The sequence below is a fragment of the Gemmata obscuriglobus genome, from assembly GCF_008065095.1.
In the GTDB taxonomy this organism is placed as follows: Bacteria; Planctomycetota; Planctomycetia; order Gemmatales; family Gemmataceae; genus Gemmata; species Gemmata obscuriglobus.
The window spans coordinates 6,237,437-6,253,599 of sequence record NZ_CP042911.1 but is presented as its reverse complement, the minus strand read 5'-3'; the positions used below and the strand labels follow the sequence as shown (position 1 = coordinate 6,253,599).

Below are 16,163 nucleotides of genomic sequence, written 5' to 3'. Positions count from 1 at the left end.
CACGCGGTCGGATCGACCACCCCAAAGGCCAGGACCCGAACCGGACCTCTGGCTCACACTTCAGCGAACGTGGTCACGCCGCCCGTACAACCGGGAACACGTCGGGCATCCGGCTCCCCGCAACCGGGCGCCCGGCCAGCCGTGACAGCGCGTCCGTCACCTGAAACGGGTTCAGCACGTGTACCATGTCGGCCACGGCACGCAGCCCCGAGAACCGGGGCTCGGCCGCCACGGGCGCGAGTACGGCTGGCCCGACCAGAACGATGCGTTCACCGCCGGCGCGCGGCACCACCGAGAGGGGTTGGTTGGGCCAGAGCCAGTGGCCGCACCCGGTCAACCCGCCGGGCAGTGTGCAATCGGCGCGCAGTGCGTTCGGGGCGAAAAGCTGGAACCCGTCGTGTTGGGTCGGGGCGAGCAACTCGTGGAACTGCCCGACGGTTGCGGCTCCGCGGACGTGCAACCGCACTCCCGTGCGCGCGGCCGGCGCGAGCGCAAGAAACACCTCGTCGTCTGGAACCGCCAAAAGGTCGGCCAAGTCCCCCGCGGCCGGACAGTGCAGAGCCAGGTCGCGCGAAGCCTGGTGAAGCCCGTCGATCGTGCGGGCCACCCGGCGCACTTCAACGGACTCGATCAGCTCCGTCAGCTCGGCGCAAATGTGGGCGGTCAGAGCGCCGAAGCGGTCCGGCGCGGGTCCGCGTGCCAACTCGAGTTCGGCCTGTCGCTGCGGGTCGAAGAAAAACACCGCCGGCTCGTTCCACCGGGCCGGTGTGAGCTGCGAAGCGGTCCGGGCGAGGGCGTCGCGCAAGCACACGAGGCGCGCCCGGGCCGCGAACGCCGGTTCCGTCGCAACCGGCGTGATGACGGGCTGCAAACTGCCAAGGCGGTCGATGAGTTCGGCTGGCACGGCGCGTCCTCCCTGACGCTGAACAATCCTCGCCGGCATTAGACGCGACCGACAGGGGCGGTTTCAAGTCGAACCGCGGATAATGCACAGGGCCGTTTAGGCCAGTGCAACCGTTCGTGGACGAGGTACGCCGCGAGCAGCGGGCTTCCCACCGCGGCCGTCACTATACCCTGGCCGTACAAGCGGTTAAACGCCCAGACGGCACCGTCGGTGATGAGCAGCACTCGGACCGGTGTGCGCGGTTCTCGTAATGGCAGACCCCGTTCTCGGTCTTTTTCGTGCTGACGATCGGCGACAACATTTCGACGGGCTCGTCCGCCGCGGCAAAACCGCTGTCGGCGAGCGAAGGGCAGAGTCACTGACACAGAAGTGGCAAAACGAGATGCACGCCACCGGCGGGACAGCTCCCGCCGGCGCGACAGGTTTACCGGAACAGCACTTCAACCTGTTTCCGCAAATCCGCGGAGGTCTGCTCGGTCCAGGGGTAAATGCGGAGCGCCGCGGCTTCCGGCGGGTCACTCCCCGGCGACCGCTGTGCCCCGGCCACGGTGTACGCGGGCAGGTTCTCAACGACCGCGTCCGGAACCGGGCTGAGCAGCAGGAGGTACGTTCCCGGCCCGGTGTAACCCGAACAAGCCGAGAGGTTCGTGACACCGATCGATGCGCCCTTCTCCGGCCCGCCCTTCCAGGACTCCACAACGGATACCTTGACAGCGGGCCGGTCGGCCGCCTCCTTGAGGTCCGCCGCGTCGGCGACGCGGCCGGGGCGTGTCAGCACGACGATCCGGCCGTCCGCGCCTGCGGTCAGTTCCGCAACGACCGCCACGCTCGCGCCCGCGGCCTGCGCGCGCGAAATGTAAGGCGAGTGGCTCCGGGTCAGCGCCGTGTAGCCGAGCCAGCACAGCCAGCCGACGAACAGCACGGCCGTGACCGCCACGAGCGCCCGGCCGCCCTTCGGGCGCGGCGCCGAACGTGCGCCCGGAGCCAGTTGAACGTCGCTCATCGGTCCCCCTTCCTGGCGGTGTCGCGGAGCGTCAGTTCGAACCCGTTCCGCAGCGCCTCGTGCAGGTCGAACAGGTCACTGAAGTCGACCGGGTCGTCGCGGTCGGACTTGCTCAGCAGCTTCACCTTGATGAGTTTGAAGACGATCTCACCGACGTGGTCCGTCGTCTTCAGGCCCCACTGTTTGAACACGACCGGGGCCATCATGCCGAACTCGCGGACCGCGAGTTCGCACGCCCCGTTGAGCAGCTCCGCCCCGCTCACGTGCCGGTCGTCGCCGTCGTCCCCGCGGTCCGCGGGGGTGCGGCCCAGCCGCCCCTGGGTGAACGTCACCGCCTCCGACACGAACTCGTACGCCTCGTAGGCGAACCGTGAGTCTTCGCGGCACAGCTCCAGTATCCGTGGGTCCACGGCGTCTCCTGCTGACAACTCTCAACTACCCTTGAAATCGTACCCGAACCGCCCCGCCCGGTGCGCGACACCGGTCTGATCCCGAGGCCCGCAATTTGTTCCCGCGGCGCTCGCGCCGGGCGTCACAGCCGGGTGAGCACCTCGGCGAGCGCGACCGGCAGCCGGCGCCCGTCCTCGAACTCGACGAGCAGCCGGCGGGCGAGCACCTCGTGCGCGAGCACCTTGCCCTGACCCTTCTCGGTCACCACCCGCGAGCCGACCGGCGGCAGCTCCTGCTGGAACTCCTCGTACACGTCCTGCTCGAACCGGAGGCAGCACTTCAGCCGCCCGCACCGGCCCGAGATCTTGGTCGGGTCGAGGGTCGACTTCTGGAGCTTCGCCATCCGCATGCTGACCGGCGGCATCACCACCATGTGCGAGTTGCAGCACACCGGCTTGCCGCAGTCGCCGTAGTCCGCGAGCAGCTTGGCCTCGTCGCGGACGCCGATCTGGCGCAACTCGATCCGGGTGTGGAACTCGCGGGCCATGCTTTTGACCAGCTCGCGAAAGTCCACCCGCCCCTCGGCGAGGAAGTAAAACACCAGCCGCTCGCCGCCGAAGAGGAACTCCACGTCCACGATCTGCATCGCGAGCCGGTGCTGCGCGACCAGCTTCGTGCCGGTCGCGTACTGCTGCTTGTGCTTGACCGCCAGGTCCGCGATCTTCGCCCGGTCCGCCGCGGTGGCGACGCGCGCGAGTTCTCCGCGGGTCGGCTCGGGGATGGCGGCGACGGTTTGGGGCGTGGCCGGGCACAGCACCTCGCCGTACTCCAACCCGCGTTCGGTGCGGATGATCGCCACGTCCCCGCGCGTGACGGCGATGTTCGGCGGCGCGGCGAACGCGCCGATGAACCGCATCGAACCGTGGCGGACCAGGAACGAGTTCGGGGCTATCGGGGCCGTGCTCATACCACCATCTTCGCGAAGAGCGGCCGAAGTTACAACGCGATCATTCGGCGCCCCGCGCCTTTCGCTCGCGCCACACACTAACGCACAACGTCACCCCGCCGAGGAAGCCGAACAGATAGCTCGCGGAGTGTGCCCACATCGCGCTCAAAAATGCGACGTGTCTCTCTCGCGGGACCTCTGCCGCGAGGGGGCCGACGAGAACGACCACGCCCGCGCTCGCCAACAGCCAAGCGCGCCCGCAACGGCCGCTGATCGTGCGCGATCCCGTAAAGAACCGCCGCAGCCACGCCGAGCGCCACGGTGGACAGAGCGTGCATCCGCGCCTCACGTGTGCAACTCGACCACGTCCTTGTCGTTCAGAACGTGGTCGCGGCCGACGGTCTGGCCGTCGTGGACCCCGCTGCCCCACACCCGCGCCGACTTCACCGCGTCTTCCAGGTCACGGTGCACCTTGCCCGCCAACTCCGCCACGGTGCTACCGACGGGCGGCGTGAACGGGGCGGTCATGTCCGCCGGCTTGCCGGGCTGCTTCGTGTAGATCCGCATCACCCCCAACGCGTCGTAAATCGCCTTCCGCAGCGCGTCGAGGTTGTCGCCGCGTTCCGCGGAGATCACCAGGATCGGGAGCCGCGCGTCCAGCTCCTCGCGGGCGATTTCGAGGCGCACGTCGGCGGCCTCGTCGTCGCCCTTGTTCGCCACCAGCACGGTCGGAATGGCGTAGGTGGTGGGGTCGTCGGTCGGGGGCGTGCCCGGGGGCACCAGCTCGCGCCGGGCGCGCTGCAGGCGCTCGACAACGGCCTTCGTCGCGGCCGGGCCGTCGTCGTCGGCCAAGTCGAGAAACAGGACGGCGGCGTCGGCGGCCCGGGTCACGTCGGTCACGAACGGTTCGTAGTGGTCCGCGGTAATGGGCGGGAGGTCCACCAGTTGCACGCGCGCGTCCTCGTAGTCCATCATCCCGAGGATCGGCTCGCGGGTGGTGAACGGGTACGGCGCGACCGCCGGGGTCGCCTTCGTGAGCTTCGTCATGAGCAGCGACTTGCCGCAGTTGGGCGGTCCCGCGAACACCACCAGCCCGGCCCCCTGGCGCTGGAACTTGAACGTCCCGGGCGCGGCCTTCTTCGGGCCGCTCTTGGCCTGCTCGATCTGGTCGGTCAGCTCCGAGATCTTGGTCTTGAGGTCCGCCTGGACCTTTTCGCTCGCCTTATGTTTGGGCAGCAGCACCCACATCTCTTTGAGCGCGGCGAGCTTGTCCTCCGGGGTCTGCGCCTTCTTGTACCGGGCTTCGGCGTCGTGGTAGTGCGGGGGAAGGTTGACTGCCATACGGGCTCCTGTGTTCGGCGCGCCCCGTCGGTCGCCCCCGACGCGTTCGCGCGCCGCGCCAAGCGTGGGGAGATTCTACAACAAGCGCATCCCCCAATCAGGAGCACGCATGTCCGCGCTGTACGACCAGATTCAGGAAGCCGCCGCGTTCGTCCGGGCGCGGTGGGCGCACGCCCCCGCGGCCGGCATCATCCTCGGCACCGGGCTCGGCAAACTGGCCGAGGACGTGGCGGCGGACGCGGTCATCCCCTACGCGGACATCCCGCACTTCCCGCGCTCGACGGCGCCGTCGCACAAGGGGCAGCTCGTGTGCGGCACCCTCGGCGGGAAGAAGGTGCTCGTCATGGAAGGGCGGATGCACTTCTACGAGGGGTACACGCTCCAGCAGGTCACGTTCCCGGTGCGGGTGATGAAGGCGCTGGGCGCCGAAGTGCTGATCGTGAGCAACGCGTGCGGCGGGATGAACCCGCAGTGGGGTCGCGGCGACATCATGCTCATTGAGGACCACATCAACCTGCTCGGGGACAACCCGCTGATCGGCCCGAACGACGACCGGCTCGGCGACCGGTTCCCGGACATGTGTTTCCCCTACGATCGCGCGCTGCTCGCGCTCGGGCGCAAAATCGCCCTTGAGGAGCGGATCGTGTGCCACCAGGGCGTGTTCGTCGCGGTCAGCGGGCCGAACCTCGAAACGCGGGCCGAGTACCGGTTCCTGCGGGCGATCGGGGCCGATGTCGTGGGGATGTCGACGGTGCCGGAAGTGATCGTGGCGGTTCATGGGAAGATGCGGGTGCTCGGCATATCCGTCATAACCGATCAATGCCTCCCGGACGCCCTCGAACCAGTTCACCTGCCGGACATCATCAAGACCGCGAACGAGGCTGAAAGTAAGCTGCGCGCGCTGGTAAGTCGGGTGGTAGCCGAATTTTAAGAACCGGCACGAACGGTGGAGGGAAGGCAAATGGCGAACTACATTTAGGGCGTAACCGGGCGCCCCGCACAACAACAACCCTGCGCCGTGACCCGAACAACTAAACTACCGATGCCGGGTCCTTACGCCACGCCGATCGCCCGGTTCGTCGCGGGGACGCTGGCTCTCGCACTCGGCTACTACCTCACGGCCCAGGTCGGCCTGGTGCTGGCCCGCGCCAGCTGCGACATCGCGCTCGTCTGGCCCCCCGCCGGGCTTGCGGTCGCGGTGCTGTTCCGGGCGGGGCCGCGGTACTGGCCCGGCGTGTTCCTCGGCGCGCTGGCGTGCCAGGTGGCGCAGTTCGATTGGTGGGTGGCGCTCGGCGTGTCGGCGGGCCACGCGGCGGCCGCCGTGGTGACGGTCCGCGGGTTGCGCGGGTTCGGGTTCAACCCCGCGACGGCCGGGCGACGTGACCTCTACGCGTTCCTGTTCGCGGGCCTCGGGGGCACAACGGTCGGGGCCACCAACGGCGTCCTCTGGCGCGCCGCCGGGGGGCTGCCCGCCTCCGACCTGTTGACCGCCTGGCTTATCTGGTGGCTCGGGGCCACCACCGGGCTGCTCATCGTCGGCCCCCCTCTGCTCACGCTCGAGCGGCCGCAGTTCCGCCGGTCCTCTCTGCGCCCGGCCTTGGGACTGCTGCTCACCACGGTGCTGACCTGTCTGGCGTTCACCAACATCGTGGACCCGCGGTTCCGGTCGCTGATGGTGTTCCCGCCGTTCATGCTGCTGCTGTGGGTGGGGATGAACGAGCGGCTCCGGATCGGGTCGCTGCACGTCCTGATACTCGCGTCGTTCGCGATCGGCGGCACCTCCGCCGGGCTCGGGGCGTTCGCCCACCTGGCCCCGCTCACCAAGCTCCTGATGGTGTGGGCGCTCACGACGACCAGCGCGCTCGTCATCCTGGCGATGACGACCACGATGGCCGAGCGCGAGCGGGCCGAGGCCGCGCTGGCGGTGGCCGCGCAGGAGTACCAGAACCTCGTCGACCGGACCCCGGCCGCGATCGTCCGGTACACGCCCGAGGGCGTGCTGACGTTCGTGAACGAGACCCTGTGCAAGCTGCTCGGTCAGCCCCGCGAGCGGCTGCTCGGGCAGTCGGTGCTCACCTTCATCCCCAAAATGCCGCGGCGCGAGGAAGTGGCGGACCTCCCGGTCGCGCCGCTCACCGGCCCCCCCAACGGGGTGTCCGGGATGATCCGCCGGTCGGACGGGGCGTGCCTGTGGTACCGGTGGACCGCCCGGCTCATCAAGACCGTCGCCGGGCGCGACGAGTTCCAGGCCGTCGGCATCGACCTGACCGAGCGCCGGCAGGCCGAAGAGGAGCGGGTCGCGATCCAGCGCAAGATGGAGGACGCACAACGGCTCGAGGCGCTGGGCGTGCTGGCGGGCGGGGTGGCGCACGACTTCAACAACCTGCTCGCCGGGGTCCTGGGGCACGCGGAACTGGCGGTCGGGTCGCTCCCGGAAGGGCACCCGGCCCGGCGCCACCTGGCGACCGTCCTGAGCGGGGTGGCGCAGGCCAGCGGGCTCACGCGGCAGCTGCTCGCGTACTCCGGCAAGGGGCGGTTTATGCTCAAAACGATCAGCCTGAACGACCTGATCCGCCAGACCACGGAGCTGTTGCGCCTCACGCTGCCCAAAAAGGTGAACCTGACGCTCGACCTGGCCCCGGGGCTGCCGACGGTCACCGGCGACGACGGGCAGTTGCGCCAGGTGCTGATGAACCTGCTCATCAACGCCGGCGAGGCGATCGGGGACCGTGCCGGGACGGTCACGGTGACGACGGCGGTTCACGACCTCGCGCTGGAAGCGGTCAGCGGCGGGGTGTACAGCCCGGCGGCGCCGGGGCAGTTCGTCGAGCTGATCGTGTCCGACACCGGGTGCGGGATGGACGACGCCACGAAGGCGCGGCTGTTCGACCCGTTCTTCACCACCAAGTTCACCGGCCGCGGGCTGGGCATGTCGGCGGTGCTTGGCATCGTCCGCGGGCACCAGGGCGGGATCCGCGTCGACAGCCGCGTCGGGATCGGCACCCGCTTCACGGTGCTACTGCCGGTGGCCCCCGAGTGCCCGCCGGCGGTACTTCACACGCCCCCGGAGAGCGTCACACCCACGCCGGGCGCCGAACCGCGGCGCCCACGCCGGGCGCCGGTTCCCGGGGCCGACGTGGCGACACCGGGGCCGACGGTCACGCCCCCGCCGGCGGGCCGCGGGCTGGCGCTGGTCGCGGACGACGAGCCGACCGTTCGCCAGGTCGCGGAACTGCTGCTCGTGCAGATGGGCTACGCCGTCATTACCGCGACCAACGGCGCGGAGGCGGTGGCCCTGTTCGTCGAGCACGCGGACCAGATCCGGGTCGTGCTGCTCGACCTAATGATGCCGGTAATGGACGGGGCCGAGGCGCTGTCGGCGATCCGGGACCGCTCGACGGTCCCGGTGATCCTGTGCAGCGGGTACACATCGGAGGCGGTGCCCGAGGAGCTGGCCGCCGACTCCGCAACCGGCTTCCTCCAAAAGCCTTACGCCCGCGGCGACCTCCAGGTCGCGCTCACCGCGATCGGCGTGTGACGCGCCGGCCGTGTTGGGGTTGTGGAACCGCGGGGCGCTCTGTAGAAGCCGCCCCCGTTCCGCCCGACAGGGGACCCGCGGCCGAGGTAGGGATGCTCAACCAAGTCACCGGCATCTGGAAGTTCCGGAACTTCCTGCTCGCGCTCGTGCGGCTCGACTTCCGCATGCGGTACAAGCGGTCCGCGCTGGGCACCGGGTGGGCCTTGCTGATCCCGATCGCGATGGCCGGGACCTACGTGATCGTGTTCAGCGGGGTGCTCGGGCTCTCGCCCGCGGAGTACGCCACCTCGCTGCTGGTCGCGCTCGCGGTGTGGGGGTTCGTGCGCGAGTGCGCCGTCAGCGGGTGCCTGGCGCTGATCTCGCACGAGAACTACATCCGCCAGAGCCCGCTCCCGTTCGGCCTGTACTCGCTCCGGTTCGTGATCGGGTACGCGATCCAGGGGCTGCTCGCGTTCGGGGTCGCGCTCGCGGCGCTCGTCATCAAGGACGGGCACGCGGAGAAGCTGCTGATGCTCTGGGCGGTGGCGCCGGCGCTGCTCATGATCTTCGTCGCGGGCTGGGCGGTGGCGACCGTCTGCGCGTTCGCGCAGGTGCACTTTCACGACACCAAGCACCTGCTGGAGATCTTCGCGCAGATCCTGTTCTTCCTGACCCCCATCGTGTATCCGGCGGAACTGCTGACGGGCAAGGGGCTCGGGTGGGTGGCCCGGTTCAACCCGCTGAACGCGTACATGGAACTGGTGCGCCGCCCGCTGATTGCCGGCGAACTGCCCGACGTGAAGGTGTACGCGTACGCCGCCTTCTGCACCGCGGCGCTGTACCTGTTCGCGCTCGCCACCACCTGGCGCTGCCAGAAGAAGGTTGTGTACCAGCTCTGACCGAGTTGACGAAACCGGGCAGATGTCTCGGGCGCCCAGAACGGCCGGCACATGCGGCTCGCCCCCCACGCGGGGCGAGCCGCCGGCCAATCCGCCTTGACCCACTTTTCGCGCCGGATGTAGATTGCCGTCCTCGCGGCCGGTCGCTCGGGCCCCCGAACCCCGCCGCGCTCCCTCGCCAGGACGGTGATACCATGATCAGCGTGCTGTTCTGCTCGCGCGCCAAAGGCAACCCGGACTCCGGGCTCACCCGCCTCCTCGAGTCGATGGCGGACTGCACCACCCCGGAAGAGAAGAAGCACGTCGAGTTCCTCATCAAGTTCGATTCCGACGACGACGACCGGCCGACGGACGCCGCGCTGGCGAAGTACCCGTTCCCGGTGCGCCCGTTCGTGTGGTCCCGGGGCGAGGGGCGCCACGGCCTGCACCACGCGCAGGAGTACCTCTTCGCCCAGCGCGACCCGCGCTCGAAGTGGTGCCTGATGACCGCCGACGACTTCTACTTCAACCGGCCCGGGTTCGTGTCCGAGATCCTGGCGACGAAGGAAGAGTTCTGCATCATGGGGCACCGGCGCCCGATGATCGAGACCTACGCCGGCCGGTACGAGCAAGAGGAAGTGATCCGCGAGTGGGTGGTGTCGTTCGGCCCGTGGTCGCCGGTCGTCAGCTCGCGGGTCATTGAGGTGTGCCAGAACTTCGGGTGGCAGGCCAACGTCGACAGCTGGCTCATGGGGCTGTCGGTGGCGCTGTACGACCTGTACGGGGTGGTGATCTGGAAGCAGCACCACCCGTTCTACGCGCGCGGCGGCGCGGACGACCGGCCCGCCAGTTGCGGGCTGGCCCCGACGTACAACAACATGGAAATCACCAACAACGTCGGCCCCAACAACCGCTACTGGTTCGAGCTGGTGCGCCGCCAGGCCCGCAACCTCTACCTGAACATGGTCCACGGCACCGAACACCGCCGCGGGTGGTCGGAGACGTGGTACAAGATGCGCCAGCAGCCGGCGCACCGGCTCCCGGCGCGGGCGCTCCGCAAGCTCCGCACCCGAATCGGCTCCTTCTTCGCATAAGTCGCCGGCTCCGTCCGGCCCCGACCATTCGCGACGCCTCTCTCGGCCCGTGCGGCGCGACGCCCGCGCCCGAACGCTCCTTGTGATTTCAACGGAATACTGGTGCCGGCCCGGGTGATTTCCCGGAACGGCGCCGGCCCCGCGCACCCGAATCGCCCCCTCGGACAACTTGCCATGCAGCTCGGCCGCCGCGACAAGATCCCGTTCCCGGAGTCGTACAACGGGTTCCGACTGATCCGCATCCACGGGCGCGTCCACGCGATCCCGCTCACCGCACAGGTCGAGCGCATCCTCCGCACGCCGGGGCTGCTCGACCGGCACCCCGCGGTTCTCGCGGCCCCGACGCTCGACGAGGTGAAGCGCTTGGTCGACGCCTGCGACCCGCGTGCGCACCTCCCGGAAGCGGTCGCGAAGGTCGCGGGGTACGACATCGCGCGGCACCGCGGCGTGTTCTACGCGGTGCCCGAAAACGCCGGCGCGATCGACCTGGACGTTCCTGCGGACCGGCAGCGGGCGGGGGTGATTCCCGGGGTCAGCGCCGAAGACCTGGAGCGCCGGGTGCAGCAGATCGCCGCGGGCGCGCCGGTCGAGTTCGCCGGGTGGCTGCCGATCTTTTCCGTATCGGGCAACTGCGGGCAGCACCCGCAGTTCAAGCACACCGGGAACCCGCCCGACGGCTACCGGTTCACCCGGTCCGCGCCGCCGGTGACGGCCCCGCAAGCCGCACCGCCCGGCGCCGGCGGGATCGTAGCCCGGACCCGACGGCTGTGCGGCAAGGCGGGTGTCGCGCTCCAGAAGCTCTGGTACGCGGGGCGCAGCGCGCTGAGCTTCGTGTTCCCGCCGAAGGGGGTGAGCCTGGCGACCCGGGTCGCGGTGCTGGTCGCCTTCGTCCGGTTGGCCGCCCTGCTCATCCGGAAGGGCTGCAAGCCCGGCGCGGTGTTGAGCTTCCTTCAAACCCGGCACCTGCAATCGCAGTTGCTCCTCGGCCGGCAGGAGTTGGTGTTCCTCACGAGCATGCCGTACACCTTCGGGCAGAACCCGTGGGTGATCGAGATCGAGGACGTGACCACGCTGTTCTACCCGCACGTCCAGAACGGGCACACCTGTGGCATGGCGCTCGCGGAGTCGCCGTACTTCCCGATCGTGCGGGCGCTGCTCGAGGCCGACCACTGCAAGGCCGTCCTCACGCACATGCGGTCGACCGCCGAGCTGATCCCGGCGCTGTTCAAGAGCGAGATCATCAGCAAGAAGGTGGTGTACGCCCCGCTCGGCGTGCGCCTGCCGGAGCGCTGGCAGCGGCACGACCCGCGGCCCGGTGACGAGCCCGTCAACCTGCTGTTCATCAACTCGTGGTGCCAGGTGCCGGAGAACTTCTACGTCCGCGGCGGGCTGGACGTGCTCGAAGCGTTCTCCGTGCTGCGCAAGCGGTACCCGCACCTGCGGCTCACGATCCGGACGGCCCTGCCCGCCCTGGACGACCACTACCTGCGGATCATTGAGGGCGGGTGGGTGCGGGTCGTGAACCGGTTCCTGACCGACGAGGAGATGGCCGAGTTGCACGCCGGGAGCGACATCTTCCTGCTCCCCGCGGCCCGGGTTCACATCGTGTCGCTCCTCCAGGCGATGTCCTACGGCCTCGCCGTCGTCGGCTCGGACGGTTGGGGCATGGAGGAGTACCTTGAGGACGGCCACAACGGCCTGGTGGTCCGCGGCCGGCACGGGAAGGCGTCCTGGGCGGACCCCGAAGCCGGGATGCTGCGCGAGGACTACGAGTTCACGTACACGCCCGACCCCGAAGTGGTCGCGGGAATCGTCGAGGCGGTGTCGCGGCTGGTCGAGGACCACGCCCTGCGCCGGCGGCTCGGGCGGACGGCCCGGGCCGACGTGCGCGACCGGTACAACCTGGACGCCTGGAACCGCGGGCTGAAGGCGGCTCTCGACCGCGCCCGCGGGGTGACGCCTGCAGCTCCGGAACGGACCGCCGCGCCGGCACCCACGGTGCGGGAACCCGGTCGTGCGGTGGTAACGAGCGGCGGGAGTTGAATCGCGCCCCCACGGTCTTTCCACCTGCGCCGCCGGCAAGCGAGGCGCAGAGCCGACGCACCGGCCCGACACCAGCCGGGGCGTGCCCGACCGCAGTGCGCCCGTAAGATATTGCCCCGGCGGGCCGACGGGCCGCACCGCGAACAAGGGGCGGGCATGGGTAGGGAGTTCGATCGCAGCGTCCTCACCGGCACGGTGCTGCTCGCGGTCCTCGTGGCCGCCAGCGCCGCCTCCTCGATCTGGCACACGCACGCGGTTCACGTCGGCGAAGCCCGGGTAGCTCACACCCAGGAAGTGCTCACGGCCCTTGGCGCCGTGCGTGCCCACATCCGCGACCTGGAAGCCGCCCATCGCACGTTCGTTCTGGCGGGTGAGGAGCCGCCCCAGGCGCTACGTGCCGGCGAAGAACGTGCCCTCGCGGCGCTCGGCGAACTCACGCAGCTCACACGCGACGACCGCGCCCAGCAAGACCGCATCGCCGAGATTACCGACCTCTTCTCCGCCGCCTCGCGGCAACTCCGCGTGGCGGCTGCGGCGCGAAGGGAGCGCGGACCCGAGGCCGGCCGCAGCGCCGCCGAAGCGGGGTGGGCGGACCGGCTCGCCGCACTTGCACGCGGGGCGGACGAGTTCGAGGGCGCCGAGCGTGACCTGCTCCGAACGCGGCGAAACGAGTCCGAACGGGCGCACTCCAGCGCGCTGCTCTCGGAACTGGCCGCGGCGGCCATCGGGTTGGTCGCGCTCGGGCTGTTCGTGTGGCTGCTGCGCCGCGGTTCCCGTTCGCGTGCCCGCGCCGCCGCCGAACTGATCGAACAGCGCGAGTGGCTCCGCACCGCCCTCACCAGCATCGGCGACGGCGTCATCGCGACCGACCCGGCCGGGCGCGTCACGCTGATGAACCCGGTCGCCGAGCAGCTCACCGGGTGGCCCGCCGCCGCCGCCGCCGGGCGCCCGCTCACCGAGGTGTTCCGCATCGTCAACGAGTCCACCCGCGTCGAGGTCGAGAACCCGGCCCTGCGGGCGCTGGCGAAGGGCGTCATCGTCGGGCTGGCGAACCACACCATCCTCATCGCCCGGGGCGGCGCCGAGCACCCGATCGACGACTCCGCGGCCCCGATCCGTGGCCCCGACGGCCGGATCAACGGGGCCATCCTGGTGTTCCGCGACATCACCCCGCGCAAGCTCCAGGAGGACGCGCGCAACCGGCTGGCGGAGGCGCTCCGGCTGGCCGTGGACGCCGCCGACCTGGGCACGTGGGTGTGGGACCCGGTCACGGACCAGCTCACCATGTCCGACCGGGCCGCCCAAATCTACGGCGTGGAGCCGGGTTGCACGCACGGGCGCGAGTCGATGCGCGGGCTCATCCACCCCGAGTACCGCGACCGGAGCCGGGACGAGTCCCGCCGTGCGGCCGCGACCCGGACCGATTACGACATGGAGTACCCGCTACTGGGAGACTGCCCGGTCTGGGTGTCGGCCCGCGGGCGCGGGGTGTACGCCGAGGACGGCTCGCTCGTTCAAATGCTGGGGGTCGTGCAGGACATCACCGCCCGGAAGACGGCCGAGGCGGCGCTGCGGGCGAGCGAGCGGCGCCAGCGGTTCCTGGCCGACCTCGCCGCCGCCACGCAACCGCTGGCCGCCCCGGGCGCGGTGATGGGCGTGAGCGCGAAGCTCCTGGCCGAACACCTGCGCGCCGACCGCTGCGCGTACGCCGAGGTCGAGGACGAGTCGGTGTTCGTCATCACCGGGGACCACCCCGTCGGGGTGCCGAGCATCGTCGGGCGGTGGCCGGTCGCGGCGTTCGGGGCCGAGTGCGTGCGGCTCATGCGTGCGAACGAGCCCTACGTGGTCGCCGACGTCGCGACCGACCCGCGGATCGGGCCGGACGACCGGTCCGCCTACGCCGCAACCAACATCGGGGCCGTGATCTGCGTGCCGCTCCACAAACATGGGCGGTTCACCGCGGCGATGGCCGTTCACCAGCGCGGGCCGCGGGCCTGGGCGCCGGCCGAGATCGAACTCGTGTCCACCGTGGCGGGCCGGTGCTGGGAGGCCCTGGAGCGGGCGCGGGCGGTGGAGGCGGAGCGCCGGCTCCACACCGAAGTGGCGGCCGAGCGGAGCCGGTTGGAAGAAGTGTTTCGGCTCGCCCCGGCGTTCATGGCCGTGCTGCGCGGCCCGGAGCACGTGTTCGAGCTGGCGAACGACCGGTACTCCGAACTGGTCGGCGGGCGCGCGCTGGTCGGCAAGACGGTCCGCGCGGCCCTCCCCGAGATCGAGGGGCAGGGCTTCTTCGAGATCCTCGACCGGGTGTACCGCACCGGCGAGCCGTATCTGGGCAGTGACGTCCGGGCCCAGGTCCGAACCGCCGACGGGGCGCTCACCGAGCGCATCCTGGATTTCGTGTACCAGCCCATCCGGGACGCCGCCGGGGCCGTGTCCGGCATCCTGGTCCAGGGCATCGACCTGACCGAACGGCACCGGGCGGAGATCGAGCTGATCCGGGTCACGGCCGAGTCCGAGCGGCAGCGGCGGCTGTACGAGACGGTTCTGTCTAACACGCCGGACTTGGTGTACGTGTTCGACCTGAACCACCGGTTCACCTACGCCAACGAGGCGCTGCTGGCGATGTGGGGCCGCACCCGCGCCGACGCGATTGGCAAAAGCTGTTTGGAAATCGGGTACGAGCCGTGGCACGCCGCGATGCACGACCGCGAAATCGACCAGGTGGCGGCCACCCGGAAGGCGGTCCGCGGCGAGGTGCCGTTCACCGGCACCAACGGGCGCCGCATCTACGACTACATCTTCGTGCCGGTGCTGGGCGCCAACGGCGAAGTGGAGGCGGTCGCCGGCACCACCCGCGACGTGACCGACCGCCAGGCGATGGAACAGGAGCTGCGCGACGTGGACCGCCGGAAGGACGAGTTCATCGCGCTGCTCGCGCACGAGCTGCGCAACCCGCTCGCGCCGATCCGCAACGAGCTCCAGGTGATCCGCCTCGCCGGCACCGATTCCGCCGCCCGGGACCGCGCCCGGGCGATCATGGACCGCCAGTTGGCGCACATGGTGCGCATAGTGGACGACCTGCTCGACGTGTCGCGCATCAACCGCAACAAAATGGAGCTGCGCCGCGCCCGGGTGCCCCTGGCCGAGGTGATCGCCAGCGCGGTCGAGACGGCCCGCCCGCAGATCGACGAGGCCGGGCACGCGCTCGAAGTCGAGTTGCCGCCCGAGCCGGTGTTCCTGAACGCGGACCTGACCCGGCTCGCGCAGGTGTTCTCGAACCTGCTGACCAACAGCGCCAAGTACACCCCGCGGGGCGGGCGCGTTCGGATCTCGGCCGCCGTCGTCGGGGACGAACTGGTGGCCGCGGTGCGCGACAACGGGATCGGCGTTCCGGCCGCCGCGCTGACGACCATTTTCGACATGTTCTCCCAAGTGAACCGCACAACCGAGCGCAGCACCGGCGGGCTGGGCATCGGGCTGGCGCTCGTTAAAGGGTTGACCGAGATGCACGGCGGAACGGTGACGGCCGCGAGTGCCGGTGAGGGGACCGGGACCACGTTCACCGTGCGACTGCCGGTGGCCGGTGCCGCGGACGAGCGGCCGGCCCCCGACCCCGCGCCCGGCTCCGATGGCCCAGCGCGACCGTGCCGGATACTGGTCGTGGACGACAACCGCGACGGGGCCGAATCAATGGCCGAGATGCTCGGGCTGCTCGGCAACGACGTGCGCACCGCGCACGACGGGTTGGAGGCGGTTGCGGCGGCCGAGGCGTTCCGGCCCGAAGCGATCCTGATGGACGTCGGGATGCCGAACCTTGACGGGCTCGGCGCCACCCGGCGCATCCGCGAGCAGCCGTGGGGCGCGGGGGTCGTCATCATCGCGTTAACCGGCTGGGGGCAGGACGCGGACCGCGCGAAGACCCGCGACGCCGGGTGCGACGGCCACCTGGTGAAGCCGGTCGCGCTCGACGACCTGCAAAAACTCCTTCAGGACCTTCGCGCAGGACGGTGACGCGGGTGCGTCGATTGATCCGCGTCGCCCGGTCGT

At 70.3% G+C, this 16,163-nt stretch carries 11 protein-coding genes; 6 read left to right on the top strand and 5 right to left on the bottom strand.

The features are described from left to right. Nucleotides 1-73: 73 nt before the first annotated feature. The 5 genes from GobsT_RS26190 to GobsT_RS26170 all read right to left on the bottom strand — a co-directional run bounded on the left by GobsT_RS26190 (nt 74) and on the right by GobsT_RS26170 (nt 4,584). On the bottom strand, nt 74-904 hold the full coding sequence (locus GobsT_RS26190) for a hypothetical protein (protein ID WP_010037443.1): 831 nt from the start codon (nt 902-904) through the stop codon (nt 74-76). A 424-nt stretch (nt 905-1,328) separates the two neighbouring features. Continuing rightward, on the bottom strand, nt 1,329-1,907 hold the full coding sequence (locus GobsT_RS26185) for a hypothetical protein (RefSeq protein ID WP_010037444.1): 579 nt from the start codon (nt 1,905-1,907) through the stop codon (nt 1,329-1,331). Next, a complete protein-coding gene (locus tag GobsT_RS26180; protein WP_010037446.1) occupies nt 1,904-2,317 on the bottom strand; it encodes a Minf_1886 family protein in 414 nt (137 codons plus the stop codon). Before GobsT_RS26180 ends, GobsT_RS26185 begins: the two co-directional genes overlap by 4 nt. Nucleotides 2,318-2,439: 122 nt before the next feature. After that, nucleotides 2,440-3,264, bottom strand: a complete 825-nt coding sequence (locus GobsT_RS26175; protein ID WP_010037448.1) for a PSP1 domain-containing protein — start codon at nt 3,262-3,264, stop codon at nt 2,440-2,442. 324 nt (nt 3,265-3,588) lie between these two features. Further along, a complete protein-coding gene (locus tag GobsT_RS26170) occupies nt 3,589-4,584 on the bottom strand; it encodes a GTPase (protein ID WP_010037451.1) in 996 nt (331 codons plus the stop codon). Between the two features lie 109 nt (nt 4,585-4,693). Here GobsT_RS26170 and GobsT_RS26165 point away from each other — a divergent pair, with 109 nt between their 5' ends. From GobsT_RS26165 to GobsT_RS39975, 6 genes are all read left to right on the top strand, one after another. After that, complete coding sequence (locus GobsT_RS26165; protein ID WP_010037452.1) at nt 4,694-5,515, top strand: purine-nucleoside phosphorylase; 822 nt, start codon at nt 4,694-4,696, stop codon at nt 5,513-5,515. A 111-nt stretch (nt 5,516-5,626) separates the two neighbouring features. Further along, complete coding sequence (locus GobsT_RS26160) at nt 5,627-8,122, top strand: response regulator (protein ID WP_010037453.1); 2,496 nt, start codon at nt 5,627-5,629, stop codon at nt 8,120-8,122. Nucleotides 8,123-8,214: 92 nt separating this feature from the next. Continuing rightward, entirely contained in the window at nt 8,215-9,000 is a 786-nt protein-coding gene (locus GobsT_RS26155; protein ID WP_010037454.1) for an ABC transporter permease, read from the top strand. A 194-nt stretch (nt 9,001-9,194) separates the two neighbouring features. Further along, nucleotides 9,195-10,073, top strand: a complete 879-nt coding sequence (locus tag GobsT_RS26150) for a hypothetical protein (protein ID WP_010037455.1) — start codon at nt 9,195-9,197, stop codon at nt 10,071-10,073. A 174-nt stretch (nt 10,074-10,247) separates the two neighbouring features. Then, entirely contained in the window at nt 10,248-12,116 is a 1,869-nt protein-coding gene (locus GobsT_RS26145; RefSeq protein WP_010037456.1) for a glycosyltransferase family 4 protein, read from the top strand. A 156-nt stretch (nt 12,117-12,272) separates the two neighbouring features. Continuing rightward, a complete protein-coding gene (locus tag GobsT_RS39975) occupies nt 12,273-16,127 on the top strand; it encodes a PAS domain-containing protein (protein WP_010037458.1) in 3,855 nt (1,284 codons plus the stop codon). The last annotated feature ends 36 nt before the right edge of the window (nt 16,128-16,163 follow it).

Excerpts from the sequence above, each read along its gene's own strand:
- GobsT_RS26150 (WP_010037455.1), top strand. The coding sequence starts at position 9,195 with ATGATCAGCGTGCTGTTCTGCTCGCGCGCCAAAGGCAACCCGGACTCC.
- GobsT_RS26185 (WP_010037444.1), bottom strand. The coding sequence starts at position 1,907 with ATGAGCGACGTTCAACTGGCTCCGGGCGCACGTTCGGCGCCGCGCCCG.
- GobsT_RS39975 (WP_010037458.1), top strand. The coding sequence starts at position 12,273 with ATGGGTAGGGAGTTCGATCGCAGCGTCCTCACCGGCACGGTGCTGCTC.
- GobsT_RS26145 (WP_010037456.1), top strand. The coding sequence starts at position 10,248 with ATGCAGCTCGGCCGCCGCGACAAGATCCCGTTCCCGGAGTCGTACAAC.
- GobsT_RS26175 (WP_010037448.1), bottom strand. The coding sequence starts at position 3,264 with ATGAGCACGGCCCCGATAGCCCCGAACTCGTTCCTGGTCCGCCACGGT.
- GobsT_RS26160 (WP_010037453.1), top strand. The coding sequence starts at position 5,627 with ATGCCGGGTCCTTACGCCACGCCGATCGCCCGGTTCGTCGCGGGGACG.
- GobsT_RS26155 (WP_010037454.1), top strand. The coding sequence starts at position 8,215 with ATGCTCAACCAAGTCACCGGCATCTGGAAGTTCCGGAACTTCCTGCTC.
- GobsT_RS26165 (WP_010037452.1), top strand. The coding sequence starts at position 4,694 with ATGTCCGCGCTGTACGACCAGATTCAGGAAGCCGCCGCGTTCGTCCGG.
- GobsT_RS26170 (WP_010037451.1), bottom strand. The coding sequence starts at position 4,584 with ATGGCAGTCAACCTTCCCCCGCACTACCACGACGCCGAAGCCCGGTAC.